Genomic DNA, 23,907 nt, shown 5'->3' with positions numbered 1-23,907 from the left:
GCTACGCGGCCGAATATTCCCAGCAGGCTGTCGGTGCGGATCGCTACTGTGCCGCCATGCCCACCACCCCGGCCATCGAGGCGATCAACCTGGTCAAGCGATTCGGCGACAAGGTGGCCGTCGACGACGTCAGCTTTGTCGTACCGCAGGGATCGGTCCTGGGCCTTCTGGGCCCGAACGGTGCCGGCAAGACCACGATCGTCCGGATGATGACCACCTTGTCCATTCCGACCTCGGGCACCGCTCGGGTCGCCGGCCACGACGTCATCCGTGAGCCGGACGCCGTCCGTCGGTCGATGGGACTCACCGGGCAGGCGGCCACCGTGGACGAGTTGCTCACCGGGCAGGAGAACCTGCGGATGATCGGCCGGCTGTACGGCCTGTCCAGTCGTGACATGAAGCGGATCGCCGACGAACTGTTGCAACGCTTCTCGCTGACCGACGCAGCGGACAAGGTGGTGAAGGACTATTCGGGTGGTATGCGCCGCCGGCTCGACCTGGCCGTCAGCCTGGTCGCGGTCCCTCCGGTGTTGTTCCTGGACGAGCCGACCACCGGGCTCGATCCCCGCAGCCGGCTGGAGCTGTGGGATGTGTTGCGGCAGTTGGTTCGTGACGGCACGACCTTGCTGCTCACCACCCAATATCTCGAGGAGGCCGACCGGCTGGCCGACGAGATCGTGGTGATCGACCACGGGAAGGTGATCGCTGCCGGCACCGCGCTCCAACTGAAGGACTCGTCCGGACAGGCAGCACTGGTGGTCACCGTGTCGCATGCCGACGATCTGCCCTCGGCGGCAGAACTGTTGCGGTCGCATGTTTCCGATGTGCACGTCGATGAGTCAGCACGCCAGCTGACGGCGCCGGCGACTGGATTGTCCGACATGACCAGGATCGCCTCGGTGTTCGAAGGCAGCACGATCGAGATCGACGACCTCGGCCTGAAACGCCCGAGCCTGGACGATGTGTTCCTGGCGCTCACCGGACACCGGGCGGAAGCTGACGACACTGCCGCCGGCACTGCGACCGACGACTCGACGGAGGTTTCGGCATGACCACCACTGCCATCCCCGATTTCACCATCTCGGCCCGGCCGCAGATCCACCCGACCAGCCTGTGGACCCAATCGCTGGTACTGGTTCGCCGGAATTTGACGCACATCAAGCGTCAGCCGGAGATGTTGATGGACGTCACCATCCAGCCGGTGATGTTCGTGCTGCTGTTCGCGTTCGTCTTCGGCGGCTCCATCCAGACGGCGAACGGCAATTATCGCGAATGGTTGTTGCCCGGAATCATGGGTCAGACGATGACGTTCGCCTCCTTCGTCGTGGCCATCGGGCTGAACAACGACCTGCAGAAGGGCATCATCGACCGTTTCCGGTCGCTGCCCATCTCACCGTCGGCGGTCCTCGTCGGCCGCAGCCTGGCCGGTCTGCTCCACTCCAGCATCGGGGTGGTGGTGATGGCGCTGACCGGGTTGATCGTCGGCTGGCGTATCCGCAACGGCGTCGGCGATGCGGTACTGGCCTTCGCCCTGCTGCTGCTGTTCGGCTTCGCGATGATCTGGCTCGGCATCTGGGTCGGTTCGGCGATGCGGTCGGTCGAAGCGGTGAACGGGGTCATGTTCACCACCATGTTCCCGATCACCTTTCTGGCCAACACCTTCGCGCCAACCGAGAGCATGGGCAGCTGGCTACGGACGATCGCCGAATGGAATCCGATCTCGGCCCTCGTGCAGTCGCTGCGAGAACTGTGGGGCAACGTCCCGGGTCCCGCGCCCGGTGCATCCTGGCCGCTGCGACATGCAGTGCCCGTGTCGATCGGTTGGTCGATCCTGCTGGCCGCGATCTTCGCGCCGCTGGCGATGCGCGCCTACCGCCGTCGCACCACCGACTGACGTCGCACCACCGACAGGGCCGCACCAGCGGCCGACATCACGCCTCGGCCACGAGTTGGGCTCCCACCGTATGCCTGCCCCCTTTGGCAATGCTCCGCTGAGCGGAGCATTGCCAAAGGGGAGAGTGGGCAGTCAGCGGCCGAGGCGGCGACGGGTGCCGTGACCTGCGAGTTTGTTGGGATTGCGGACCAGATAGATGGTGCTGATCCGGCCGTCGACCAGATCGAAGGTGCCGATCGTGTCGGCCACGTCATCGATGTAAACGACGCTGCCGGGGGCGCTGTTGACCAGCGCCGGCTCCGCCCGCAGGGTGCCGGCGATCTTCTCGGTGATCACGGCCACCAAGAACCGTCCCACCTTGTCCGCGCCGTTGATCGGACGCAGCGCCGCTGACTTCTGGCCGCCGGCGTCGGTGAGCAACACCACGTCCGGCGCCAGCACATCCATCAGCGCCTGCAGATTCCCGGTCGTGGCGGCCAGCATGAACCGGTCCACCAGTTGGGAATCGGCCTCTCGGTGATCGACGGCGGCGGCCGGCGCCGGCCGCCGCGCCTGCACATGCGAGCGGGCACGGCTGGCGATCTGCCGGACCGCCGGTACCTTCTTGCCGATCGCCTCGGCGATCTCCGCATGCGAGAACCCGAACACCTCGCCTAGCACGAACACGGCTCGTTCGTCAGGTGTCAGCGTCTCGAGCACGACCATCATCGCCATCGACACCGATTCGGCGAGCACCAGGTCGTCGGCCACGTCGGGCTCGGTCAACACCGGCTCAGGCAGCCAGGATCCGACATACTCCTCGCGCCGTCGGCTCGCCGATCGCAGCTTGTTGAGCGCCTCGCGGGTGGCGATCTTGGCCAGGTAGGCCCGCGGCGAGCGCACCTGGGACTGATCGACGCCGGTCCATCGCAGAAAACTGTCCTGCACCACGTCCTCGGCGTCGGCCACGGACCCGGTGATCTCGTAGGCCACGGTGAACAGCAGCGACCGGTACTCGGCGAACACGGCCGCCGCCGACTCCGCCGAGCCCGACCCCGATGTTCCGCTCATCGCAGACGCTCCACGGACACCATCATGGTCGATCCCTTCGTCCTGAAGCTGTCGAAGCCGAACCCCGGACATGAGACACCGGAGTCCGCCGAACCGTGACAGGCACGGCAGCTGACCGTCGGCACGGCCCGATCCGGCGTCCTAGACTTCGGCGGTGGAGCGGCGAACGACGGGGCTCGCGGTGCTGGCGCTGGCGGCGCTCGCCGCGGTCTTCCTGCCGGTGATCGGCGGCAAGCGCGTCGCCGGCAGCGCCGCTGGGGTGCCGATCCCGACCGTCGGCGAGTGCCTGACCGGCGTGCTCGCCGTCGGCGGCCAGGGGAACATCGTCCTGGACGACGGCCAACCGCAAACGTCGACATCCCGCGGGACACCTGGCGACTGCACCGCTGTCGATGCCGCGCGGGTGATAGCCGTACGGGTCGGCGTCGATCTGCCACGGGTGATGAGCCTGCGGGAGATGTTCACCGAGTCGGAAGCCGACTGTGGACCGGCGCTTGCCGCGCTCGCCGACAAGGTGGGTGCGACCGGGCGGATCTGGCGGCGGGCCGGGCGGCAGATCGGGATTCGGACCGATGCGATCCCCTCGGCCCAGCTCGTAGGTCCGACCGAGGATGATCCGGCCGGTCATTGGGTTGCCTGTGTTGCCGTCGATCCCGACGGGATCCCGACCGCGGTCGAGCTGACTGGCCCCGAAATGGCGCGGATATACGGGCGCTGCTTCTTCAGTACCACTAGCGAACCGGGCACCCGCGACGAGATGTCGGAGATCTGCGGTCGATCACATAACGTCGAACAGATCGGGTCCGTCTACCTGACAACTGGGGCAACGACAGCGGACGACTACCAGGCTGCGTGTCGGCAGTTTGCCGTGACCGCAACTGGAATGACGGACCCGACGGCCGGCGGCCAGCTGCGGGTCGAGGCCGTCGATGACGGCAGTTGGAGCGGCGCCGCGGCCAGCTGCCGGGTGAGCGTTGCCGATCCGACCCGCACTCTGTCCGGTTCGCTGCTGGGCATCGGATCCGCGCCGTTGCCCTGGTCGCCCTGAGTCGCCGCCTCCAGCGCATGGTCGCCGCTTCTTCGGACAAACTGCTTGACTTGACCGCCGCATCTGCAATCATACAGTCGTATGAAGCTGTACACTCGTATGAGCAATGCCGCTCGAGCGGCCCGCGGCGCGGTTCCGCGCGGTCTGATCGCCGGAACCCTTGTCGCGCTGGCGATCACTTGGGCGCTGTTCCTGCTCGCCCCGGGTGGCGGTCCGACGCTGCCGATCGTGCAGACAGCGGTGTATCTGACGTTGTTCGTGATCACCGTGTGCAGCCGGCGGGCGAAGATCCTGCTGGCCAGGACGTTCCAGCGCTGGCTGCTGAGCCCTGCGGTGCGGACCCTGCTGGCGGTCGGCCTCAACCCGCTCGGACTCGCGCTGCTGGAGACCACTGGCCGGACCTCCGGCCGGCCGCGTCGGGTACCGGTCGGCAACGGCCGAACTGGCGACGACTTCTGGATCATCGCCGAGCACGGGCTGCGGGCCGGCTACGTGCGCAACATCCGTGCCGACCCCCGGGTCAGGGTGCGGGTGCGGATCGGGTTCCGCTACCGCTGGCTCACCGGGGTGGCCACGGTGCTACCCGACGACGACCCGCTTGCCCGGCAGCGCAGGATCATCCGCGGACATCCGCTCCGGGCCTTCAATGCGATGAACGTGCGGGTGCTCGGCGCTGATCTGGTCACCGTGCGGATCCGACTGACCGACCGGAACGAGCAGCTACAGGTAGCGCTGCAGCAGGGTGAGGTCGCCGGCCGACAGCCGGTCTGAGGCGGTCGCCGCCTGGTGCCAGAACGGATAGATCGGTCGGAGCGCCGACGCCGCGTCCAGTTGCGCGACGTCGTCATCGCTGAGCGTCAGATCCAGCGCCGCGAGATTGTCGGCCAACTGCTCCTGGGTGCGGCCGGCGATGACGATACTGCTGACGCCCGGCTTGTCCAGCAGGTAGGCCAGCGACACCTGCGCCAGCGAGACCTCATGGGCGCCGGCAACTGCCGCGATCACCTCGACCAGGTCGTACAGCTGCTCCGGATCGTGGACCGGCGGCTCGGTACTGGCGTTCAGTTCGGCGTAACGGACCGTCTCGTCGGTGCCGCCACGCCGGTACTTGCCGGTCAGCATGCCGCCGCCCAGCGGACTCCAGATCAGGTTGCCGATGCCCTCGTCGATGCTCATCGGGATCAGTTCGTACTCGGCGTCCCTGGACAACAGCGAGTAGTGGATCTGCTGGGAGACGAAGCGCGGCAGTCGATCCCGCTCGGCGACGCCCAGATACTTCATCATCTGCCAGGCGGCGAAGTTCGACGCGCCGACATAGCGCACCTTGCCCTGCGCGACCAACAGGTCCAGCGCCTCGAGGGTCTCCTCGACCGGCGTCACCCCGTCCCGTTCGTGCAGTTGGTACAGGTCCAGGTAATCCGTGCCCAGCCGACGCAGGCTGGCCTCACAGCCGCGGATGATGTGGTGCCGGGACAGCCCGGCATCGTTCGGGCCCTCGCCCATGGTGAATCGCACCTTGGTGGTCAGCAGCACCTCGTCCCGGCGGCCCCGCAGGACCTGGCCCACGATCTCCTCGGACAGCCCGGCGGAGTACATGTCGGCGGTGTCGATGAGGTTCACCCCGGCGTCCAGACACAGATCGACCTGGCTCTTGGCATCCGCGACGTCGAGACTGCCGACCTTGCTGAACCCGCCGGCGCCGCCGAAGCCCATGGTGCCCAGGGTGAGTACGGATACCTTCAGGCCGCTGCGGCCGAGCTGGCGATATTCCATGTGACAACCCTACGGCCGGCTCGCAGCGCCGCGGACCTCAGGGTTGTTCCTTGGTCAGATGCAGCAACCAGTCGCGGCCGGTGTCGATCAGCGCGTATCGGCGGCTGCCGGTGGCGCCGTGCAACCGGAAGACGAAACGTTTGGCGTTGCGGTCCAACAGCTCCCACCATCCGGTGTCGGCGATCGCCTTGTCCGGGTCGGTGTAGGTGGCGTGCTCCAGGTCGTGATCGGCCACCGGCACCGCCAGCCGGTCGCGGGCGGATTCGGTGGGCAGCCCGCGTGGCACCGCCCACGACCGCAATACGCCGTCCTGCTCCAGCCGCAGATCGAAGTGGTGCCGCGGCCGGTGATGCTCGTGCAGGACGAACACCGGCCGGTCGTCAGCCCTGCTCGTCGACACCGAGGCCGACCGATCTGGCCCGGACGATCGCCTGCGCCCGATCGGCCACCTGCAGCTTCGCGAACAGGTTGGAGACGTGGTTGCGGACCGTCTTCCCGGACACCCCCAACGACCGGGCGATGTCGGTATTGGACCGGCCGCGGGCCACCAGGTCGAGCACCTCGTGCTCGCGCGGCGTCAGCCCCGGGAAGACCGACGGCACCGGCGGCGCCTCGAAGAAGCGTTGCATGTGCCGCGCCACCGACGGACCGAAGATCACCTCCCCGTCGGCGACGGCCAGGATGCCGCGGACCACCTGCGCGTGCGCCGCCCCTTTCAGCAGGTAGCCGCGGGCGCCGGCCCGCATCGCGGCGAACACGCTGTCGTCGTCGTCGAACATGGTCAGCACCAACACCCCGATATGTGGGCTGGTGGCGACGATCTGCCGGGTCGCGTCGGTACCGCGCAGCCCCGGCAGGTGCAGATCCATCACCACCACGTCGGGCTGCAGGTCCAGCGCCGCGGTCACCGCCTGGTCGCCGGTGACGGCCTCGCCGACGACTTCGAGGTCGGCCTCGGCGGACAACACCAATCGCAGGCCCTCGAGGAACATCGGGTGGTCGTCGACCAGCAGCAGCCGGACCGGTTCGCGGCGGGTAGGGACGGTCATGGCGTCACCTCGACCAGGGCCGGCCCCGACCCGATGGCCGGGTCGGTCGCCGCGACCGGCGTGTTGCCGAGCTCCGCGATCGGCGCCGGGCCGGACGCCGGGCCGGACGCCACCACCGACCGGGCCGGCGGACCGGTCGGTCCCACCGGAAGCGTTGCCGTCACCCGGGTTCCGCCCATCGGGGAGTCGCTCAGCAGGCAGCCGCCGCCCAGTTCGGTGGCCCGCTCGATCATCGAGGCGGTGCCCACCCCGGGCCGCGCGCCGGTGGCGACCCCCTGCCCGTCGTCGTCGACCACGATCTGCAGGACGTCGTCCGCCAGGGTCAGCGTGACCTGGCAGTGACAGGCCAGTGAATGCCGGGCGACGTTGGCCAGCGCCTCGCAGACGATCCGGTAGCAGGCGATCTCCACCGCCGCCGGGAGGTCGGGAAAGTCGGTCGGGGCAACGAGTTCCACCGACAACCCGGGCTGCTGATCGGTGCCGTCGGCCAAGCCGGTGACGGCCGCCGAACCGGAGAACGCCGAGGCCTGCTCGGCCAGCGCCGCCACCAGCCCGACCGCGTCCAGTACCGGCGGCTGCAGGTCGTAGACCAGTCGGCGGACGTCATCGATGGTGGTGCGGACGTCATCCCCCAGCTTGGACAGCACCTCGGTGGCTCGCAGCGGGTCGGAGCCCACCAGCATCCGCGCCCCGTCGACCCGCATCGCGATCGCCGCCAGCGCCGGCCCCAACCCGTCGTGCAGATCGCGGCGCACCCGGCGGCGTTCCTCCTCGCGGGCGACCGCGATGTTCCGCCGCGACTGGGCGACCGCCTCACCGACACCGACCGCGTGTGCCACCGCGGCCACCCGGTTGGCCAGCTCGGCCAGCTGCGCCGGGCCCACCCGACCCGTGGTGCCCGGTCGGAACGCGACCTGCATCTCGCCGACCGGGACGCCCGAGAACATCAGCGTCACACCGTGTTTCTCGGTGCGGGCGGCGCCGCTGGTCACCGGCGGGCTGTCCGTGGGGGTGACGCACAGGTAGTCGAGCCAACCGGACTCGCCGACCGCGACTTCCAACGCCTCGGCCAGCAGCGCGCTGCCGGCCGGCTGATCGGGATCGCGACCCAGGATGGACAGCATTCGGTAGGGGTCGGTGCGAGCGCCGGTGCGAACGCGGTCGACCAATTGCTGGATCCGATTGCGCAACGGGACGAAGGCGAGCGCGAACACCCCGATGGCGACCAGGGCCGGCCAGAGCGCATCTTGTTGGTCCAGCACCTTTCCCGCGAGGGTGACCGCGGCCACGAACAGTCCACCGACCAGCACGGTCAGGATGCCGTAGACCAGCGACAGGTCGATCAGTACGTCGATGTCCCACAACCGGTATCGCAGGATCGCCAGCGTGACGGTCCCGACGAAGATCAGGAACACCAGCGGCCCGAGCCAGTCGAAGATGGCCAGGCGGTCCGACATCGGGGTGTTCTCGAGCACGGTTTCGATGCACAGGGCGACCCCGGCGATGGTCACCCAGCGCAGCGGTCGGCGCAGTTGCGGGGTCGCTCCCCGCCAGCGCAGCACCAGCGACAGCGCCGCCAGCACAACGGTTGCGGACAGGCACGTCCAGGCAACCAGTTCGATGGCGTCCCAACCGGACCACGGGACACCGATCGGGTTGCGCAGCCCGGGCATCTCCTCGGTGTACTCGGTGGCGGTGAGCATCTGGGCGACCACCGACACCGCGGTGAAGCAGACCACCGCCCATTGCACGATGAGCCAACGCCGGCTGGACAGCCGGCCGTCCGGGAATCGGAGCAGGGCAAGTGGAAGGGTCGCCAACGAGATGGTGGCGCCCCAGCCGAACCACGCCGCCCACTCCGGGAACGGCAGGCTGCCAGGATGGGTGACGTACCCGAACACCGCCCATTCCCGGCCGAACCCCGTCAACCCTTCGCCGATCCCGCCGACCAGAAAGATCCAGCCGATCGGGTTGTCGGGCACCTTGGTGGCGAGCAGGGCGCCCATCGCGCCCAGCCCGCCGCCGATGACGAAGAAGCCGAACCACCAGGTCTGCACGGGGGTGTTCGCGTTGGCCAGGTGCAGCGCCAGGATCAGCGCGGGCATCAGCAGCGCCGGCCAGGCCAGCACCCTGGCCAGCCGCTCCCGGCCGGGGTGCGGATCCCCCACGGCCGCGTCACTGGTGATTCCGGACATCACGCCATGATCCCCCCGAGCGGTGCCCGCGGGAAGAGTGATCACGAGATGTCGAGCTCGCCGTGCTGCGTCGGCAACTGCGGGCCCTGCGCATCCGTGGTCGACAGGTAGGCGTAGTGACCCTTGGTCAGGGCCAGCGTCAGGTAGGCCGATTGGCCCGGCGACAGCGCATCGATCCCGCCGACCAGGTGGCCGCCGCCGCCCTCGACCTGACCCGAACCGTTCATTGCCTGTCCGACGTGCTGGTAGTAGTCCAGCAGCGGCGTGCCCTTGTCCAACTTGGCGATCGAGATGTTGTGCGGCGCCTTGCCCGCGTTGCGGACCAGGAAGGTGCCGCTACCGGTGAAGCCCTTCGGCAGGGTGATCGCCTTGTCGTCGAGGGTGATGGTGCCGTCCGACTTCGGCTTCTCGGTGGCGACCGGGCCGGCCACCGTCAGCAGATCGACCATGCCCATCTGCCAGTGCGGCATGCCCTTCGCGTCGGTCAGGAAGCAGATCAGTGCGTAGGTGCCGGCCGGCAGATCCAGTGCGGTGACGGTCTCGGACTGCCCGGCGCCGAGCAGATCCGGGGTGCCGTAGCTGGTATCCATCCCGTCGGCGAGCAGCGGCGCGGCCGCGCCCTCGCTCTGCCCGAGTGCCTTGCGCACCTGCTTGAGGGTGACGCCCTTCTTCAGCCTGGCGACGGCCATCATGTGCGCCTCGTCGTCGGAGTTGGTCAGGGTGATCGAGGCGATGCCGGGGTGCAGTTTCCCGGAAATGTTGTAGCGCATACCGGGTGTCTCGATGGTGATGGCGTTCTCGATCGGCGCCTTCGGCACGGCGGCCGGGTCGGGCGGGGTCGACGGCTTCTGGGGCGCGGATTTCGGGGGCGCGGCCTTCGAGGACTCCGCTGACGACGAAGCGGCCGGCGACGTCGGCGCGTCCGCGGAGCTGCTCATCTCCATCGAGGGATCCATCGACGGGTCGGCGGCGCTGGAAGCCGGCGCGGAACTGACTGCCGGTGCGGACGTTTGGGCCGCGGCGGCGGCTGCGGTGACCGCCGGCGCCGCGGCCGCCGAGGTGGCCGGGGGGACGGACGGGCCGGCCGCATTCTTCGTCGTGCCGCAGGCGCTCAACGTGAGTACCAACGTTGCCACGACGATCGGCGCACACGTGCGCATCGATCCTCGCGGAGTGTTCAACCGGGTAGGGCTCGTGCGTGCGGTGCTCGGTAACGACATCTGGATCTCCCCTGAACGGGCCCGTTCCAGGCCGGGCTGGCGTCGGTCCGGGCCGATTGGCTGTTGACCAGGTCAGGGTGGGGCGGGAGCGGTCCTGCCGTCATCGGCCCGGTGTCCCGGGCGGCCGGGATTCCGGTCCCGGGACAGCGCCGTCCCGGCGACGGCGGTCGAGGTCTTCGATCCGGCGCGCGATCGGTTTCGATGCACCGTCGCGCACTTTCGTTGCGGCCGTTGTCATTGACGTGCGCGGCTTCGTTCTGAAAGGTGGGTCGGGCTCGACACTGCCGTCGCATCCAGGGAGACGCATGAAACTCGTCCGCCGGCGCCCGATCCTCGGGCTCGCCGTTTCCGCAGTGCTGACCGGCAGTCTGCTGACCGTCGCCGCCGCGCCCGCCCCGGCTGCGCCCGCCGCGGCCGCGCCCGCACCGGCCTCCCCGGCCGCGCCCGCCCCGGCCGCGTCGGCACCCGCCGCGTCGGCACCCGCTGCGCCCGAGCCGGCGGCCACCGCTGCGGCACCGCGCCTGACGGCGAGCACGTTCGCCGACCCACCGGCCACCGTCCGGCCGAAGTACCGGTGGTGGATGCCGTTGGCCTACACCGACAACGACGAACTGCGCGCCGAACTCGCCGACATGAAGGCCGCCGGCGCCGGCGGCGCCGAGGTGGCCGCATTCTCGGTCGACGGCCCCGACGGGAAGTCCCCGGACTTCCTGGCGAAGTACGGCTGGGGAACGCCGCTGTGGACCGAGAAGGTCGACACCATGCTGGCGGCCGCCGCCGACCTTGACCTCGGACTCGACCTGACCATCGGGCCGCGCTGGCCCGCGGTGGTGCCGACCGTCTCGGACCTCAACGATCCGCGGGCGGCCCAGCAACTGGTGTACTCCTACGAGTTCGCGCCGGGCGGCAGCACGCGCAGCGGGGCGCTGCCGGCGAACCTCACGCCGGCTCCGCCCAAGGGCGCCACCACCACCCTGGTCGCCGCCCTGGTGGCCCGCTGCCAACAGGCCGATTGCGACACCCAGACGTCCGGATCCCGGATGCTCGACCAGGGTTCGGTGCAGGTGCTGACCGGACAGGTGAGCGACGGCAAGCTGTCCGTCACCTTTCCCGGGACGGCCACCGACACCTATGCGCTGATCGCCTTCTACCAGACCGCGGACGGCACCAGTCGCAGCAATCTCACCGCGACCAGCCCGAACTACTACCTGGACTACCTCAGCCGGCAGGGCGCCGAGGCGACCACCGACTTCTACGACTCGCAGATCCTCACCCCGCAGGTCCGGCAGCAGATCAAGCAGGTCGGCAGCGTCAACCTGTTCGAGGACTCGCTGGAACTGGGTAGCTCGCAGAAGTGGACCTGGGACTTCGCCCAGCAGTGGCAGCAGCGGCGTGGCTACTCGCCGATCCCGCTGTTGCCGGCGCTGGCCGGTGCCGGCACCCAGGGACTGTCGGCCGGCACCTTCTTCGACTTCGCCGACGGCGCCCGGATCCGCACCGACTACCGGCAGACCTGGAGCGATGTCTACATCGACCGGCGGCTGAAGTTCCTGCAGCAGTGGACCCGGGCGAACGGCATGGGGCTGCGCGAGCAGCCCTACGGCGGTCCGGTCGACACGGCCGAGGCGAGTCGGTTCGTCGACATCCCCGAGGGGGAGTCGCTGGCCTTCAACCACAACATCGAGGACTACAAGCTGCTGGCCGTCGGCGCGCACCTGAACGGCAACACCATGGTGTCCAACGAGTGCTGCGCCACCAGGGAGAAGGTCTGGGCCACCACCGCCGGCGGCGCCGAGGACCCAGGCAACCTGCAGGCGGTCTACCGCGGCTTCGCCGGCGGGGTGACCCAGGTGGTCTGGCACGGCTATCCGTACCTGACGCAGGGACCGGACAACGTCAGCGCCTCGACCAGATGGCCGGGGATGACGTACGGCGGCAACACCTCGTTCGCCGAGGCCTGGGGCGCCAAGGGCGGCCCGAACTGGGCGGACTACAAGCAGGTCAACGACAATGTGGCCCGGCTGCAGCTGGTGCTCCGGCAGGGCAAGCCGCGGTTCGACGTCGCGGTGTACTGGCAGGACTTCGGGATGACCGGGCACGGCACCACCGGATCCGGCTCGAACACGTTGCTGAGCAGCAGGTCTGCGCTGGCCCGACAGGGTTACACCTACGACTACGTCAGCCCGGCGAGCCTGCGTGGCGACGATGCGTCGGTCTCCAACGGCACGCTGTTCCCGCAGTCCAGCGCCTACCGGGCAATGCTGCTCAAGGACCAGAGCACGATGCCGCTGGACACCGCGCAGCGGCTGCTGTCCTTTGCCCGCAGCGGCCTGAAGGTCGTGGTGATCGGCGACTTCCCGTCCCACACACCGGGTCTGGATCCGACCGGTGTGAAGGACCGCCGGCTGGCCGCGGTGATGACCCAGCTCCGCCGGACCCCAGGGGTGATCCGGGTCGGCAGCGAGAGCGAGGTACCGGCGGCGCTGGCCCGGCTGAAGGTACCGGCGGCCGCCGCCCACCGGGCGATCGACCGGCCGGGTGCCGCGACTCCCGGAAAGCCCGGACAGGGCACGGCATCCGGTGCCTCGTCGGACATCGTCAGCGTCCGCCGACAGGACTCCGGGACGAACTACTACTACCTGTTCAACCAATCGACGTCGACGGCCGAACAGCAGATCACCCTCACCGGCTCCGGCGTGCCGTACCGGCTCAACACCTGGACCGGCGAGATCACCCCGATCACCGACTACCAGCGCTCCGGCGGGAAGGTCACCGTCGACGTCCGGCTGGAGGCGGCCGACGCCACGGTGATCGCGGTGACCGCCCGTCGGGACGACACCTTCCCCGGCGCCGGACACCCCGGGCACCAAGTGACCACGGCCCGCAACGACGGGAGCGTCAGCCAGATCGCCCTGGACGACTGGACTCTCGCTACCGAAAGCTGGACCGCAGGTCCGTCGGACCTGGCCGGCGACACCAGCAAGACCGCGCTGCCCAGCGTGCAGCTGACGGCCGCCGACGACGGCACTCTGCCGCCCTGGTCGGCGGTCACCACGGACGCCGGCTACCCGGTGGACCTGGCGGACGTGTCCGGCATCGGCACCTACACCAGCACCTTCACCGTCGGCTCGTCGTGGCAGGGCGTGCGCCGCAGCTACCTGGATCTCGGGTCGGCGGTGGACACGGTGCGGGTCGCCGTCAACGGCACCCAACTGGACCCGGTCGATCTGCAGGACCTGCACCACATCGACATCGGCGACCGGATCCGGCCGGGCCGCAACACCGTGACCGTCCGGGTGGCGTCGACGCTGCTGAACGCGGTCCGGGTGGCGCCGGGTACCGGCGCCGCCGGACGGGAGCGGATGGACTACGGGCTACTCGGTCCGGTCACCCTCACGCCGGTTGACGCGAAGCAGCCGACGCTGACGGTTGAGGCGCTCGACCGCCGCCTGCCGCTGGCCGCCGGCGGCACCAACCAGGCCAGGATCCGGATCCACAACGGCGCATCCAAGACCGTGCAGGTGACGCTGACCGCGACCACCGGTGACGGCGTCAGTGCCGACCTCCCGGCGCGGAAGGTGCGGATCCCTGCCGACTCGTTCGTCACCGAAACCGTGCTGCTGCACGGTGATCGGACCGACGGGAGTAGCCGGGTGACGATCGGCGTCGACGGTTCGAACGGGACCAGCGGGTCCGCGGAGGTGCTGCTGAGCCACTCGGACAACCTGGCGCTGAACACCGTTGGCGCCAGGTACCCGCAGGCCTTCGCGTCCTCGAACCAGGACCGGTATCCGGCGAGCTTCGCCACCGATGGCCAGGCCTCGACGTTCTGGGTGTCCGGCGGCAACGTCCCCGGCCAGGGGCCGACGGCGACCGACCCGGCCGAGATCGGCGTCGACCTCGGCGATCCGACCTCGTTGATGGCGATCGGGCAGTCCGGCCGGAGCAGCTACGGACCCCGCGACTACCAGGTGCAGACCTCACTGGACGGCAGCGCCTGGACGACGGTGGCCACCGTCACCGACGCCCCGAAAACCGGTCAGGTGACGCAGTTCGCCCGGACCACCGCGAGGTATGTCCGGCTGCACGTCACCCGCGGCTGGTACACCAGCGAGCCGGGCAACAACACCCAGCTCGGCGAACTGTCGGTGTACGCGAAGGTCGACAATCTGGCCAAGCTGGCCACCGCCGGCGCCTCCAGCACCCACTCCAAGTTCTCGGTGGCCGCGGTCAACGACGGTTCGATCGCCGGCCAGCACGACTACGCGGTCTGGAACGCCGGGAACGGCTGGAACGACGCGGACAAGGCGACCTGGCCGGACACCCTGACGCTGACCTGGAGCGAGCCGGTGACGCTCACACAGGCCAGGGTGTTCACCGTCGACAACGGCACCAACCCGGCGTCGGGCTACGGGCTGCGGGACTACGACGTCCAGGCGCTGGTCGACGGCTCATGGTCGACGCTGGCCCAGGTCCGCGGCAATACCGACGGCACCGTTGTCTCGGACTTTCCGCCGGTCACCACCGGCGCGCTGCGGCTGCTGATCACCGACAGCAACGACCACGGCTACAGCAGGGTGGTGGAGTTCGAGGCGCGCGGCTGACGGCGCCGGGATCAGCCGCGGGCGACGGTGACCGTCGGCGGGGCCTGCAGGGTCTGGGCGATGACGCAGTAGCGCTCGGTGAGTTCGAGCAGTTTGTCCACCTTGGCCGGCTCGGCGTCGGTGTCCAGCTCGAAGCTCAACTCGATCGCGGTGAAGCCGACCGGCACGCTGCGGTCGACCCCGAGGGTGCCGCGCGCGTCCCAGGTCCCGCTGGCGCTGATCACCGCATCGCGCAGCTCGATGCCCATCGCGGTGGCCACCGACCGGAGCGTCACCCCGGCGCAGGCGGCCAGCGCCTGCAGCAGCATGTCCGCCGAACAGGCGTCTGACCCGTCACCCCCCGTCGCCGGGTGCAGCCCGGCCCTGGTCGGCCCGGCCCAGGTGTCCACCGTGCAGGTGATGCCGTCGGCGGTGAACCGGCCCTCGACGGTCTTGCGGACCGTTGCCTTCGCCGGGTCGTCGCGGTAGGCGTCCTTGACGGGCTTCTGTAGGGCGCGGAGTTCGGCGGCTTCCATGCCGGTCAATCTAGATGCTGATCAGCTTGCCGCCGCGCCGTGGGGTCAGCAGGAAGGCGAGGCCGTAGAGCACCGCGACCAGGATCAGCAGGTTGCGGTAGCCGGTGAGCAGCGCGGCGTACTCCAGGCAGCCGCCGAGGATCGCGCCGAGCAGGTTCACCCCGAAGGCCGCCTGCGCGTGATCGGTGGCGGCGAACCGTTTCGCGAAGGCGATGTTGGCCAGGTAGATCGGCAGGAAGGCCAGCAGCACCGCGACGATCAGCCGCGGCCAGAACGGCCAGGCCAGCAGCCAGTCCGGGTTCACCACGTAGGCGAGCGCCAGCGCCACCAGGATCGCGCCCCACACCACCGGCAGCGGTGGCGTCCTGAATCTTCGGGTGGTCTCGACGGCCAGCAGCACGATCACCAGCACCCCCGCGAAGACCATCGCGTTGACCAACCAGGTGGTGCCGAACAGCAGCGCGAAGGTGGCGATGTTCTTGGTCTCCAGCAACAGGAAGGCCGCGCCCATGAAGAACAGGTCGGCATAGGGCCGCATCGAGCGGAACGGACCGCCCAGCGAGCGGACCGCGATCAGCGAGATCAGCAGGATGCCGAACAGCGTCCACAGGTACATCGCCGGGATCCCGCCGCCCTCGAAGTACAGGAAGGGCCGGTCGTCGGTGGCCGGCGCGATCACCGGTCCGCTGGCCTGATAGGTGTTGGCGCACTTCTGGTTCGCCGGATCCACTGCGATGGTGACGACGGCCTGGTGGTCGACCGTCTGGTCGACGCACGGCTGGTGCCCGAAGGCGGCCGCCGCGGTCCCGGCCAACCGGTCGATCAGCCACGGCTCGCGGTAGTAGTTGTACATCGAGAAGGCGCCGGTCGGCTTCAGGTGATCGTGCGCCGCCTGCAGCGCCTGCGCGGTGAACAGGAACGATTCGAGCCGGATCTGCGAGGCGCCGTTGACCAGTGCGAGCGAGTCCGGCAGGGCGAACAGGATCAGGTCGTACTTGGTGCTGGTGCTCTCCAGGAAGGCCCGGCCGTCGTTGATGTGCACGTCGACCCGCGGGTCCTGATACGGCCGGTCGGTGTTGCGCTGCTCGCCGATCTGCACGATCCGCGGGTCGATGTCCACCGCGTCGACGTGCTTGGCGCCCTTGGACAGCGCGATGGCGACGTCCGAGCCGGACCCGGCGCCGACGATCAGCACGTTGTCCAGCGACTGGTTGACCGTGCGTTCGTACGGGGTGCGGTACTGCGCTTCCGCTTCGGTCAGCTTCCATTCGGCCGGCCCCATCAGCTGGTGCGGCACGCCGTTGACGGAGATCTTCACCAGGGTCGAGCCCTGGAAGGTGCCGGCGTCCTCGGTCAGCACCTTGTAGTACGGCGACCAGGAGACGCCGGCGGTGGTCGATTCGGCCAGCAGCACCAGCACGATGCCGACCCCGAAGATGCCGGTGAGCAGCTTCAGACCCGGCCGGTTCAGCGCGACCAGCACGATCGAGGCGATCAACCCCCAGACCAGTGACGGCGCCCGCAGGAACGACACCAGGGTGAAGGTGAGGATGCCGCTGAGCGAGCCGATCAGGTCCCAACGGTAGGACGTCAGCGGCTTGAGCTGCCCGAAGCAGCGGCCGACGACCTCGGCCGGACCGGCCAACAGCACGGCGACCACCACGAAGATCAGCGGCAGCACCAACCAGGCCGGCGGCCCGGACGGGTTGGCCGCGGTGAAGTAGATGATGGATGTCCCGGTGCGATCCAGGCCCACCGGGAACAGGAAGACGCCGAGTACCAGCAGCATCAGCAGCCCACCGGACACCGGCAGGATCGACCAGCTCTTGCGGGCGATCAGGAAGCCCAGCCCGATCCCCAGGAACGAGCCGAGCAGCACGAAGTTGGTGAAGTACGACAGGTGCAGGATGTTGGAGCCGAGCCAGCGGATCAGCGCCAGTTCGATGAACAGCATGACGAAGCTGCCGAGCACCAGGCGGACGATCACCGACTTCTCGGTGGCGCCCGGGTCCAGGTGCGGGACGAACGTCGACCCGGCCGGCGGCTCCGGCCGCGCACCGGCGACGGTCGTGCCGGTCCCTGCCGTCGTGCTGTTCCTGCGCTGAGTGCGTTCGCTCATCAACTGACCCCAGACGGCCGCTGTTCCGGCCTGCGGTGCGTTCTCCACGGACACGGCCCGACGCCCGGGCGGATCGCCGGCCGAGCGTCAGGACCGGTGCATCATGACACGCCGGACGGGCGAAACCGTGCGCTGGCCCGGAGATCGCGTGACGAACCGCGAAGAGCGCGGGTCAGAGTTGTTCGGTGTGCCCGTCGTCCAGGTTCAGCAGGCGCAAGCCGGCCGGGCCCATGTGCTCCAGCCGCCCGTAGTACATGTCGGTGTTGCGCAGCAGCGCCTCGTGGATCGGAATCGCCACCTTCGGCGCCACGGCCCGCTCGAAATCGATCGCCTCCTTGAGCGCCATCCACGGCGCCATCGTCGGCACGGCCAGGATCTCCACGTCGAAGTCGGGCACGGTCAGGGCGTCACCGGGGTGCAGCAGCCGGCCGCCGATCAGGTAACCGATGTTGCCGAACCGCGGCAGGTCGGCGTGGATCACCGCGTGCAGCTCACCGAACGGCTCAACCGGCGTGCCGACATCCAGCCGTTGGCCGGCGGTGGCCACCGTCGCGGTGACGCCGACCTTCGCCAGCTCCTCAACCGCTGCCGCCTCCGCATGGATCGCCACCTGCGGGTTCGCCGCGGCCAGCGCGCCGAACCGGGCGGTGTCCAGATGGTCGGCGTGCACATGGGTGACCAGGATCGCCGTCAGCCCGGTGAGGTTCTCGAAACCGGCGGAGAAGGTGCCGGGATCGATCAGGATGTTGGCGTCGCCGTCGCGCACCTGCAGGCACGCATGTCCGTACTTGGTGATCTCCATGTCGCGACTGTACGACTGCCGCCGCCGGTACCCGTGCCCACCCGGGCGCAGCCCCCTTCGGCAATGCTCCGCTCCGCGGAGCAATGTCAAAGGTGCAGGTCAGGCGTACCGCTGCGGCGTTGCTCCGCTCCGCGGAGCATCGTCAAAGGGGCAGGTCATGAGGGCCGCGCCGACTTCGGGAGGGTCGGGCGGACTCAGTGCATCAGCAGCCAGGCGGCGACGAAACCGAGCGAGTTGGTCGCCCAGTGCAGCAGCATGGTCGTCTTGATCCCCTTGCCGAGCCGGGCCAGCGCGCACATCAGCACCCCGGCGATCGTCATCGAGGCAACCGCCAGCAGGGTCGTCACCAGCTGATCGCCGCCGAGCACCTCGTTGACGGCCGTGTTGCCGGTGGCCATGCCGATCGACGGCAGGATGTGCCAGAGCCCGAACAGGACGGATGCGCCCAGCACCGGCCCCCAGCGCCAGCGGATCGCCGGAGAGGCCCCGAGCAGGGCCGGCAACACCCCGCGGAAGGCGACCTCCTCCATCACCACCGTGCCCAGCGGGATCCGCACCAGCACCTGGTAGAGCATCATCGGCACCGATGCGGTCGCCGCCCGGCTGTCGACGAACGCGTCCCTGGTCGCCGGGATGGCCATCCCCAGGGCGAAGATCAGTGCGGTGAGGGCGGCCAGCAGCAGCCCGACGCCGACCGGCCGGTGCCAGTGCCTGATTCCGAGCCCGACGGCCACCGGGCCGGCCCCGGCGAACCGGGCGATGACCAGCAGCAGGACCGCCATCGACAGGTTCCACGGGATGTACGCCCACTGGGGAATCACCCGGTTGGCCATCACGTTGCTCACGACCAGCAGCACAATGACCGCAGCCAGCCCGAGGTAGCGACGCAACTCGGGGCGGTGCGTCACCGGGTAGGTCGGGGCAGGGGCCGTCATGCTTCTATCGTGGACCCAGCCGGTTGCGATCGAGAAATGAAGTACCAGGTGATCGGCTGTGAACGACAGCGCACCCGCCCGAACTGAACGGAGGCACGATGGTCACCCGGACGTCGCGCCGTCCCAGCCAGCGGGATCCGTACGCCGATTTCCTGCGCGCCTTCTCGTTACTGGTGGTGATCCTGTGGCACTGGTGCTTCACCATCCTGATCTGGGGTGACGACGGTCCGTCGGCGACCAGCCCGCTCGGCTTCACCTCCGGACTGTGGATCTTCACCTGGCTGCTGCAGGTGATGCCGCTGTTCTTCTACATCGGCGGCTACGTGCACCTGCAGGCCTGGAAACGGGCGGCCGCCCGCGGCGACTCCATCTGGCAGTTCGTCTGGCGACAGACCAAGGCACTGGCCATCCCGTCGCTGGCGTTGCTGGTGACCTGGATCGTGCTGGGCATCGTGATCAGCTCGGTGTTCGACGTGAGCTGGATGGGCCGGGCCGTGGTGATGGTGGTCTCGCCGCTGTGGTTCATCGCCGCCTACCTGGCGTTCATCCTGCTGATGCCGGTCACCGTCTGGCTGCACAAGCACTACGACAGCGTGGTGCTGGTGGTGCTCGCCGGTCTCGCGGTGATCGTCGACGTCCTGCGGTTCCGCTACCACATCCCGTACGTCGAGTTCGCGAACATGATCTTCGTCTGGGGTTTCGCGTTCCAGTACGGCTACTTCCACAGCCGGGTGACCGGCCTGGACGACGCCCCGCGCTACTCGGACGGCCGGATCGACTGGGAGTACCAGTCCCCGCGGTCGCGGCAGCTCGGCCGGTTGATGACCCTCGGCGGGCTGTTCGCCCTGATCGGTTTGGTGTTCTCCGGGCTGTACCCGGGTTCGATGGTCGGGGTACCCGGCCAAGGATCGAACATGGCCCCGCCGACGGTCTGCATCCTGGCGCTCACGGTGTTCCAGATCGGGGTCGCCGAACTGGTCCGGCCCAGCGTGCTGCGGGCGCTGGGCAAGGGCGGCTGGGTATCACGGACGATGGCCGTCTTCACCCGGTTCTCGCTGCCGTTGTTCTTGTTCCACACCACCGGAATGGCGCTGTCCCGCGGCATCGAGTGGTCGATCTTCGGCCGGGACTCCGAGGCGGTGGCGCCGACCCTGCACTGGTGGCTGATGCGCCCGGTCGCCATCATCGGGCCGTTGATCTGCACGCTGCCGGTGATCTACCTGTTCGGCCGCCGCTGGCAGAACAAGCCGGCCAAGGTGCCCAAACGAGTGGTGGTGGCCGACGACGAGGTCGGCGACGGCGGCGAACGGCTGACGCCTGAGGACCGCTCCGGCGGCCACAGGCACTAATCTGGACGGGTCAAGTATCTCCCGGCCCCAACCCTCATTGGAGCACCGCTGTGGCTCGAGTGGCAGTGAACGTCGTGATCAAACCCGAGATCCTGGACCCGCAGGGCAAGGCGATCCTGGCCGCATTCGGACGGACCGGGCACCAGGGGGTGACGTCGGTGCGCCAGGGCAAGCACTTCGAACTGGAGGTCGACGACAGCGTCAGCGACGCGGACCTCGAGGAGATCGCCGCCTCCGTGCTGGCCAATCCGGTGATCGAGAACTGGACCGTGCACCGACTGGAAGATACCGACGACGAGGCGTTCGTCGCCGAGGCATCGAGCACCGAGGCGGCTGACGCGTGACGGCCAGGATCGGCGTCATCACCTTCCCCGGAACCCTGGATGACGGCGATGCCGCCCGCGCCGCCCGCTACGCCGGCGCCGAGGCGGTGCCGCTGTGGCACGCCGACGCCGACCTGCGCGGCGTCGACGGCGTGCTGGTGCCCGGCGGCTTCTCCTACGGCGACTACCTGCGGGCCGGCGCCATCGCCGCCCAGGCGCCGGTGATGCGCTCGGTGATCGATGCGGCCGCCGGTGGGCTGCCGGTGCTGGGAATCTGCAACGGCTTCCAGGTGCTGTGCGAGGCCGGCCTGCTGCCCGGCGCGTTGACCCGCAACGCCGGACTCAAGTTCCTCTGCCGCGACCAGCGACTGCGGATCGAGAACGCCGGGACGGTCTGGACGTCCGGCTACGCCGACGGCGCGGAGATCCTGATCCCGATGAAGAACGCGGAAGGGCGGTTCGTGGCCACCGAGGACGAACTCGACCGGATCGAGGGTGACGGCCTGGTGGTGATGCGATACGTCGGCGACGGCCATGGCCAGGGCAACCCCAACGGCTCGATGCGCGACATCGCGGCCATCGGCAACCCGGCCGGCAACGTGGTCGGCCTGATGCCGCACCCGGAACACGCCATCGACGCGCTGACCGGCCCCGGCACCGACGGGCTGGCCATGTTCACCGCTGTCGTGCAGGCGATCAGCGGCCCGGTCGGGGCCTCGGTATGAGCACCGCACAGCAGGCCGCCGTCGACACCGTCGCGCGGGCGGCGAGCACCCCCGATCAGCCGCAGCCGTTCCGCGAGCTCGGGCTCAAGGATGACGAGTACCAACGGATCCGGGAGATCCTCGGCCGCCGGCCGACGGACGCCGAGCTGGCCATGTACTCGATCATGTGGTCCGAACACTGCAGCTACAAGTCGTCCAAGGTGCATCTTGCCTACTTCGGCGAAACCACCACCGACGAGATGCGGTCCAAGATGCTGGCCGGCATCGGCGAGAACGCCGGCGTGGTCGACATCGGCGACGGCTGGGCCGTCACCTTCAAGGTCGAGTCGCACAACCACCCCTCGTACGTCGAGCCTTACCAGGGCGCGGCCACCGGGGTCGGCGGCATCGTCCGCGACATCCTGGCGATGGGCGCCCGGCCGGTCGCGGTGCTGGACCAGCTGCGGTTCGGCCCGGCCGACGCCGCCGATTCGCAGCGGGTGGTCCCGGGTGTGGTGGCCGGGGTGGCCGGCTACGGTGACTGCCTCGGCCTGCCGAACATCGGCGGCGAGGTCGAGTTCGACGCGTCCTATGCCGGAAACCCGTTGGTGAACGCCGGTTCCATCGGGGTGCTGCGCTCGGCCGACATGTACACCGCGCACGCCTCCGGCGTCGGCAACAAGGTGATCCTGTACGGCTCGGCCACCGGGCTGGACGGCATCGGCGGCGTCTCGGTGCTCGCCTCGGACTCGTTCGCTGGCGACGAGACCGGCGCCGGTCGGAAGAAACTGCCGAGCGTGCAGGTCGGCGACCCGTTCGCCGAGAAGGTGCTGATCGAGTGCACCCTCGAGGTGTTCGCGGCCGATCTGGTGGTCGGCATCCAGGACCTGGGCGGAGCCGGATTGTCCTGCGCCACTTCGGAACTCGCCTCCGCCGGCGACGGCGGCATGCTGGTCGACCTCGACCAGGTGCCGCGCCGGGCGACCGGAATGACGCCCGCAGAGGTGCTCTCCAGCGAGTCGCAGGAACGGATGTGCGCCGTCGTCGAACCGGCCAAGGTGGACGCCTTCCTCGCCGTCTGCGCCAAGTGGGAGGTCCCGGCCGCGGTGATCGGCGAGGTGACCGACTCCGGCCGCCTGGTAATCACCTCCGGTGGTGAGGTGGTGGTGGACGTTCCGCCACGCACCGTCGCCCACGAGGGTCCGGTGTACCACCGCCCGGTGCAGCGCCCGGAGGCGCAGGACGCGTTGCAGGCCAACACTTCTGCCTCGTTGCCGCGACCTTCGGTGGATGAGCTGGGTGGGCTGATCACCACCATGATCGGGTCGCCGAACCTGTGCTCGCGTGACTGGGTGACGAATCAGTACGACCGGTACGTCCGCGGCAACACCGTGCTGGCTCAGCCGGCCGACGCCGGGATGCTCCGGATCGCCGACGACTCGGTGCGCGGGCTGGCCATGGCCACCGACAGCAATCCTCGGTTCACCGCGCTGGATCCCTATGCCGGGGCACAACTCTCGCTCGCCGAGGCGTACCGGAACGTGGCGATGACCGGCGCAGTGCCGCTGGCCGTCACCGACTGCCTGAACTTCGGCTCGCCCGAGGATCCCGGCGTGATGTGGCAGTTCTCCCAGGCGGTGCGCGGGATCGCCGACGGCTGCCGGCAGCTGGGCATCCCCGTCACCGGCGGGAATGTCAGCTTCTACAACCAGACCGGAACAACGGCGATCCTGCCGACGCCGGTGCTGGGTGTCCTCGGGGTGATCGACGATGTGCGTCGCCGGGTTCCGGCGGGAGTCGGCGGCGCCGGCGACGTGTTGGTGCTGCTCGGTGAGACCCGCGACGAGCTGGACGGTTCCGAGTGGGCCAGGGTGGTGCACGATCACCTCGGCGGGATGCCGCCGCAGGTCGATCTGGCGGCCGAGCGCCGATTGGCCGAGGTCGTTGCCGCCGCCGCTGACGTCGGTCTGCTGACGGCTGCGCACGACCTGTCCGGGGGCGGGCTCGCCCAGGCCCTGGTGGAGATGTGCGTGATCGGTGCCCGCGGAGCGTCGGTCGCCCTCCCGGCCGGGCTGGATCCGTTCGTGGCGCTGTATTCCGAGTCGGCGGCGCGGGCAGTGGTGACGGTGCCCGCGGACCGGATCGATGAGCTGCTGGCGTTGTGTGCCGACCGGGAGCAGCCCGCTGTCCGGCTCGGCACGGTCGATGCCGACCAGCGGCACGGAGTGCCGGAGCTGGCCATCGAGGGCGTCACCACGCTGTCCGTCGCCGACCTGCGGACGGCCTGGCAGGCGACGCTTCCGGCGCTGTTCGGCTGAGCATGCAGC

At 69.3% G+C, this 23,907-nt stretch carries 20 protein-coding genes; 10 read left to right on the top strand and 10 right to left on the bottom strand.

The genetic code is table 11. The features are described from left to right. The first annotated feature begins 56 nt into the window (after positions 1-56). Together K340_RS0117580 and K340_RS0117575 are read left to right on the top strand one after the other, a co-directional pair. On the top strand, positions 57-1,052 hold the full coding sequence (locus K340_RS0117580; RefSeq protein WP_029137668.1) for a daunorubicin resistance protein DrrA family ABC transporter ATP-binding protein: 996 nt from the start codon (positions 57-59) through the stop codon (positions 1,050-1,052). Then, the gene (locus K340_RS0117575; protein WP_029137667.1) at positions 1,049-1,894 is read left to right on the top strand and encodes an ABC transporter permease; all 846 of its coding nucleotides are present in this window, start codon (positions 1,049-1,051) and stop codon (positions 1,892-1,894) included. The genes K340_RS0117580 and K340_RS0117575 overlap by 4 nt, the downstream gene beginning before the upstream one ends. Positions 1,895-2,026: 132 nt before the next feature. Here K340_RS0117575 and K340_RS0117570 read toward each other — a convergent pair whose 3' ends face one another. Beyond that, complete coding sequence (locus K340_RS0117570; protein WP_029137666.1) at positions 2,027-2,944, bottom strand: RNA polymerase sigma-70 factor; 918 nt, start codon at positions 2,942-2,944, stop codon at positions 2,027-2,029. A gap of 154 nt (positions 2,945-3,098) precedes the next feature. Between K340_RS0117570 and K340_RS0117565 the strand changes: the two genes are divergently transcribed. Further along, positions 3,099-3,992, top strand: coding sequence for a hypothetical protein (locus tag K340_RS0117565; protein WP_154674329.1), 894 nt, complete (start codon positions 3,099-3,101; stop codon positions 3,990-3,992). A gap of 99 nt (positions 3,993-4,091) precedes the next feature. Then, positions 4,092-4,763, top strand: coding sequence for a nitroreductase/quinone reductase family protein (locus K340_RS31110; RefSeq protein WP_154674328.1), 672 nt, complete (start codon positions 4,092-4,094; stop codon positions 4,761-4,763). Here K340_RS31110 and K340_RS0117555 read toward each other — a convergent pair. From K340_RS0117555 to K340_RS0117535, 5 genes are read right to left on the bottom strand one after another with little or no spacing between them, the layout of a single operon-like run. After that, entirely contained in the window at positions 4,713-5,765 is a 1,053-nt protein-coding gene (locus K340_RS0117555; RefSeq protein ID WP_029137664.1) for an aldo/keto reductase, read from the bottom strand. The two genes, K340_RS31110 and K340_RS0117555, sit on opposite strands and share 51 nt — an antisense overlap. 37 nt (positions 5,766-5,802) lie before the next feature. Then, complete coding sequence (locus tag K340_RS0117550; RefSeq protein ID WP_037365316.1) at positions 5,803-6,165, bottom strand: DNA polymerase ligase N-terminal domain-containing protein; 363 nt, start codon at positions 6,163-6,165, stop codon at positions 5,803-5,805. Continuing rightward, positions 6,146-6,814: a response regulator gene (locus tag K340_RS0117545; RefSeq protein ID WP_029137662.1), complete on the bottom strand. Its 669-nt coding sequence runs from the start codon at positions 6,812-6,814 to the stop codon at positions 6,146-6,148. Before K340_RS0117545 ends, K340_RS0117550 begins: the two co-directional genes overlap by 20 nt. After that, positions 6,811-9,009 (bottom strand): sensor histidine kinase, encoded by a 2,199-nt coding sequence (locus K340_RS0117540; protein ID WP_029137661.1) that lies wholly within the window; start codon positions 9,007-9,009, stop codon positions 6,811-6,813. The genes K340_RS0117545 and K340_RS0117540 overlap by 4 nt, the downstream gene beginning before the upstream one ends. 41 nt (positions 9,010-9,050) lie before the next feature. Further along, positions 9,051-9,827: a cupredoxin domain-containing protein gene (locus K340_RS0117535; protein WP_154674327.1), complete on the bottom strand. Its 777-nt coding sequence runs from the start codon at positions 9,825-9,827 to the stop codon at positions 9,051-9,053. On the opposite strand from K340_RS0117535, the gene K340_RS34485 reads away from it, so the two are divergent. Both K340_RS34485 and K340_RS0117525 read left to right on the top strand, forming a co-directional pair. After that, positions 9,793-10,296: a hypothetical protein gene (locus K340_RS34485; protein WP_029137659.1), complete on the top strand. Its 504-nt coding sequence runs from the start codon at positions 9,793-9,795 to the stop codon at positions 10,294-10,296. The two genes, K340_RS0117535 and K340_RS34485, sit on opposite strands and share 35 nt — an antisense overlap. A 238-nt stretch (positions 10,297-10,534) precedes the next feature. Continuing rightward, a complete protein-coding gene (locus K340_RS0117525; protein ID WP_029137658.1) occupies positions 10,535-14,833 on the top strand; it encodes a glycosyl hydrolase in 4,299 nt (1,432 codons plus the stop codon). Positions 14,834-14,844: 11 nt separating this feature from the next. Here the strand turns inward: K340_RS0117525 and K340_RS0117520 are convergent, their stop codons facing one another. The 4 genes from K340_RS0117520 to K340_RS37325 all read right to left on the bottom strand — a co-directional run bounded on the left by K340_RS0117520 (position 14,845) and on the right by K340_RS37325 (position 19,204). Beyond that, positions 14,845-15,348, bottom strand: coding sequence for an OsmC family protein (locus tag K340_RS0117520; protein WP_029137657.1), 504 nt, complete (start codon positions 15,346-15,348; stop codon positions 14,845-14,847). Positions 15,349-15,358: 10 nt separating this feature from the next. Continuing rightward, a complete protein-coding gene (locus K340_RS31100; RefSeq protein ID WP_084614611.1) occupies positions 15,359-17,467 on the bottom strand; it encodes a spermine/spermidine synthase domain-containing protein in 2,109 nt (702 codons plus the stop codon). Positions 17,468-17,639: 172 nt separating this feature from the next. Then, entirely contained in the window at positions 17,640-18,269 is a 630-nt protein-coding gene (locus tag K340_RS0117510) for an MBL fold metallo-hydrolase (RefSeq protein WP_029137656.1), read from the bottom strand. A 194-nt stretch (positions 18,270-18,463) separates the two neighbouring features. After that, complete coding sequence (locus K340_RS37325; protein ID WP_051266697.1) at positions 18,464-19,204, bottom strand: CPBP family intramembrane glutamic endopeptidase; 741 nt, start codon at positions 19,202-19,204, stop codon at positions 18,464-18,466. Between the two features lie 98 nt (positions 19,205-19,302). Here K340_RS37325 and K340_RS0117500 point away from each other — a divergent pair, with 98 nt between their 5' ends. From K340_RS0117500 to purL, 4 genes are read left to right on the top strand one after another with little or no spacing between them, the layout of a single operon-like run. Next, entirely contained in the window at positions 19,303-20,553 is a 1,251-nt protein-coding gene (locus K340_RS0117500) for an acyltransferase family protein (protein ID WP_029137654.1), read from the top strand. A gap of 50 nt (positions 20,554-20,603) precedes the next feature. Then, positions 20,604-20,897: a phosphoribosylformylglycinamidine synthase subunit PurS gene (purS, locus tag K340_RS31095; RefSeq protein ID WP_051266695.1), complete on the top strand. Its 294-nt coding sequence runs from the start codon at positions 20,604-20,606 to the stop codon at positions 20,895-20,897. Next, complete coding sequence (purQ, locus tag K340_RS0117490; protein ID WP_029137653.1) at positions 20,894-21,601, top strand: phosphoribosylformylglycinamidine synthase subunit PurQ; 708 nt, start codon at positions 20,894-20,896, stop codon at positions 21,599-21,601. Before purS ends, purQ begins: the two co-directional genes overlap by 4 nt. After that, complete coding sequence (purL, locus tag K340_RS31090; protein WP_037365313.1) at positions 21,598-23,898, top strand: phosphoribosylformylglycinamidine synthase subunit PurL; 2,301 nt, start codon at positions 21,598-21,600, stop codon at positions 23,896-23,898. Before purQ ends, purL begins: the two co-directional genes overlap by 4 nt. The last annotated feature ends 9 nt before the right edge of the window (positions 23,899-23,907 follow it).

This window comes from Nakamurella lactea DSM 19367, from assembly GCF_000426645.1.
In the GTDB taxonomy this organism is placed as follows: Bacteria; Actinomycetota; Actinomycetes; order Mycobacteriales; family Nakamurellaceae; genus Nakamurella; species Nakamurella lactea.
Note: the sequence above shows the minus strand (reverse complement) of the source record. Positions and strands in the feature narration are given on the sequence as shown.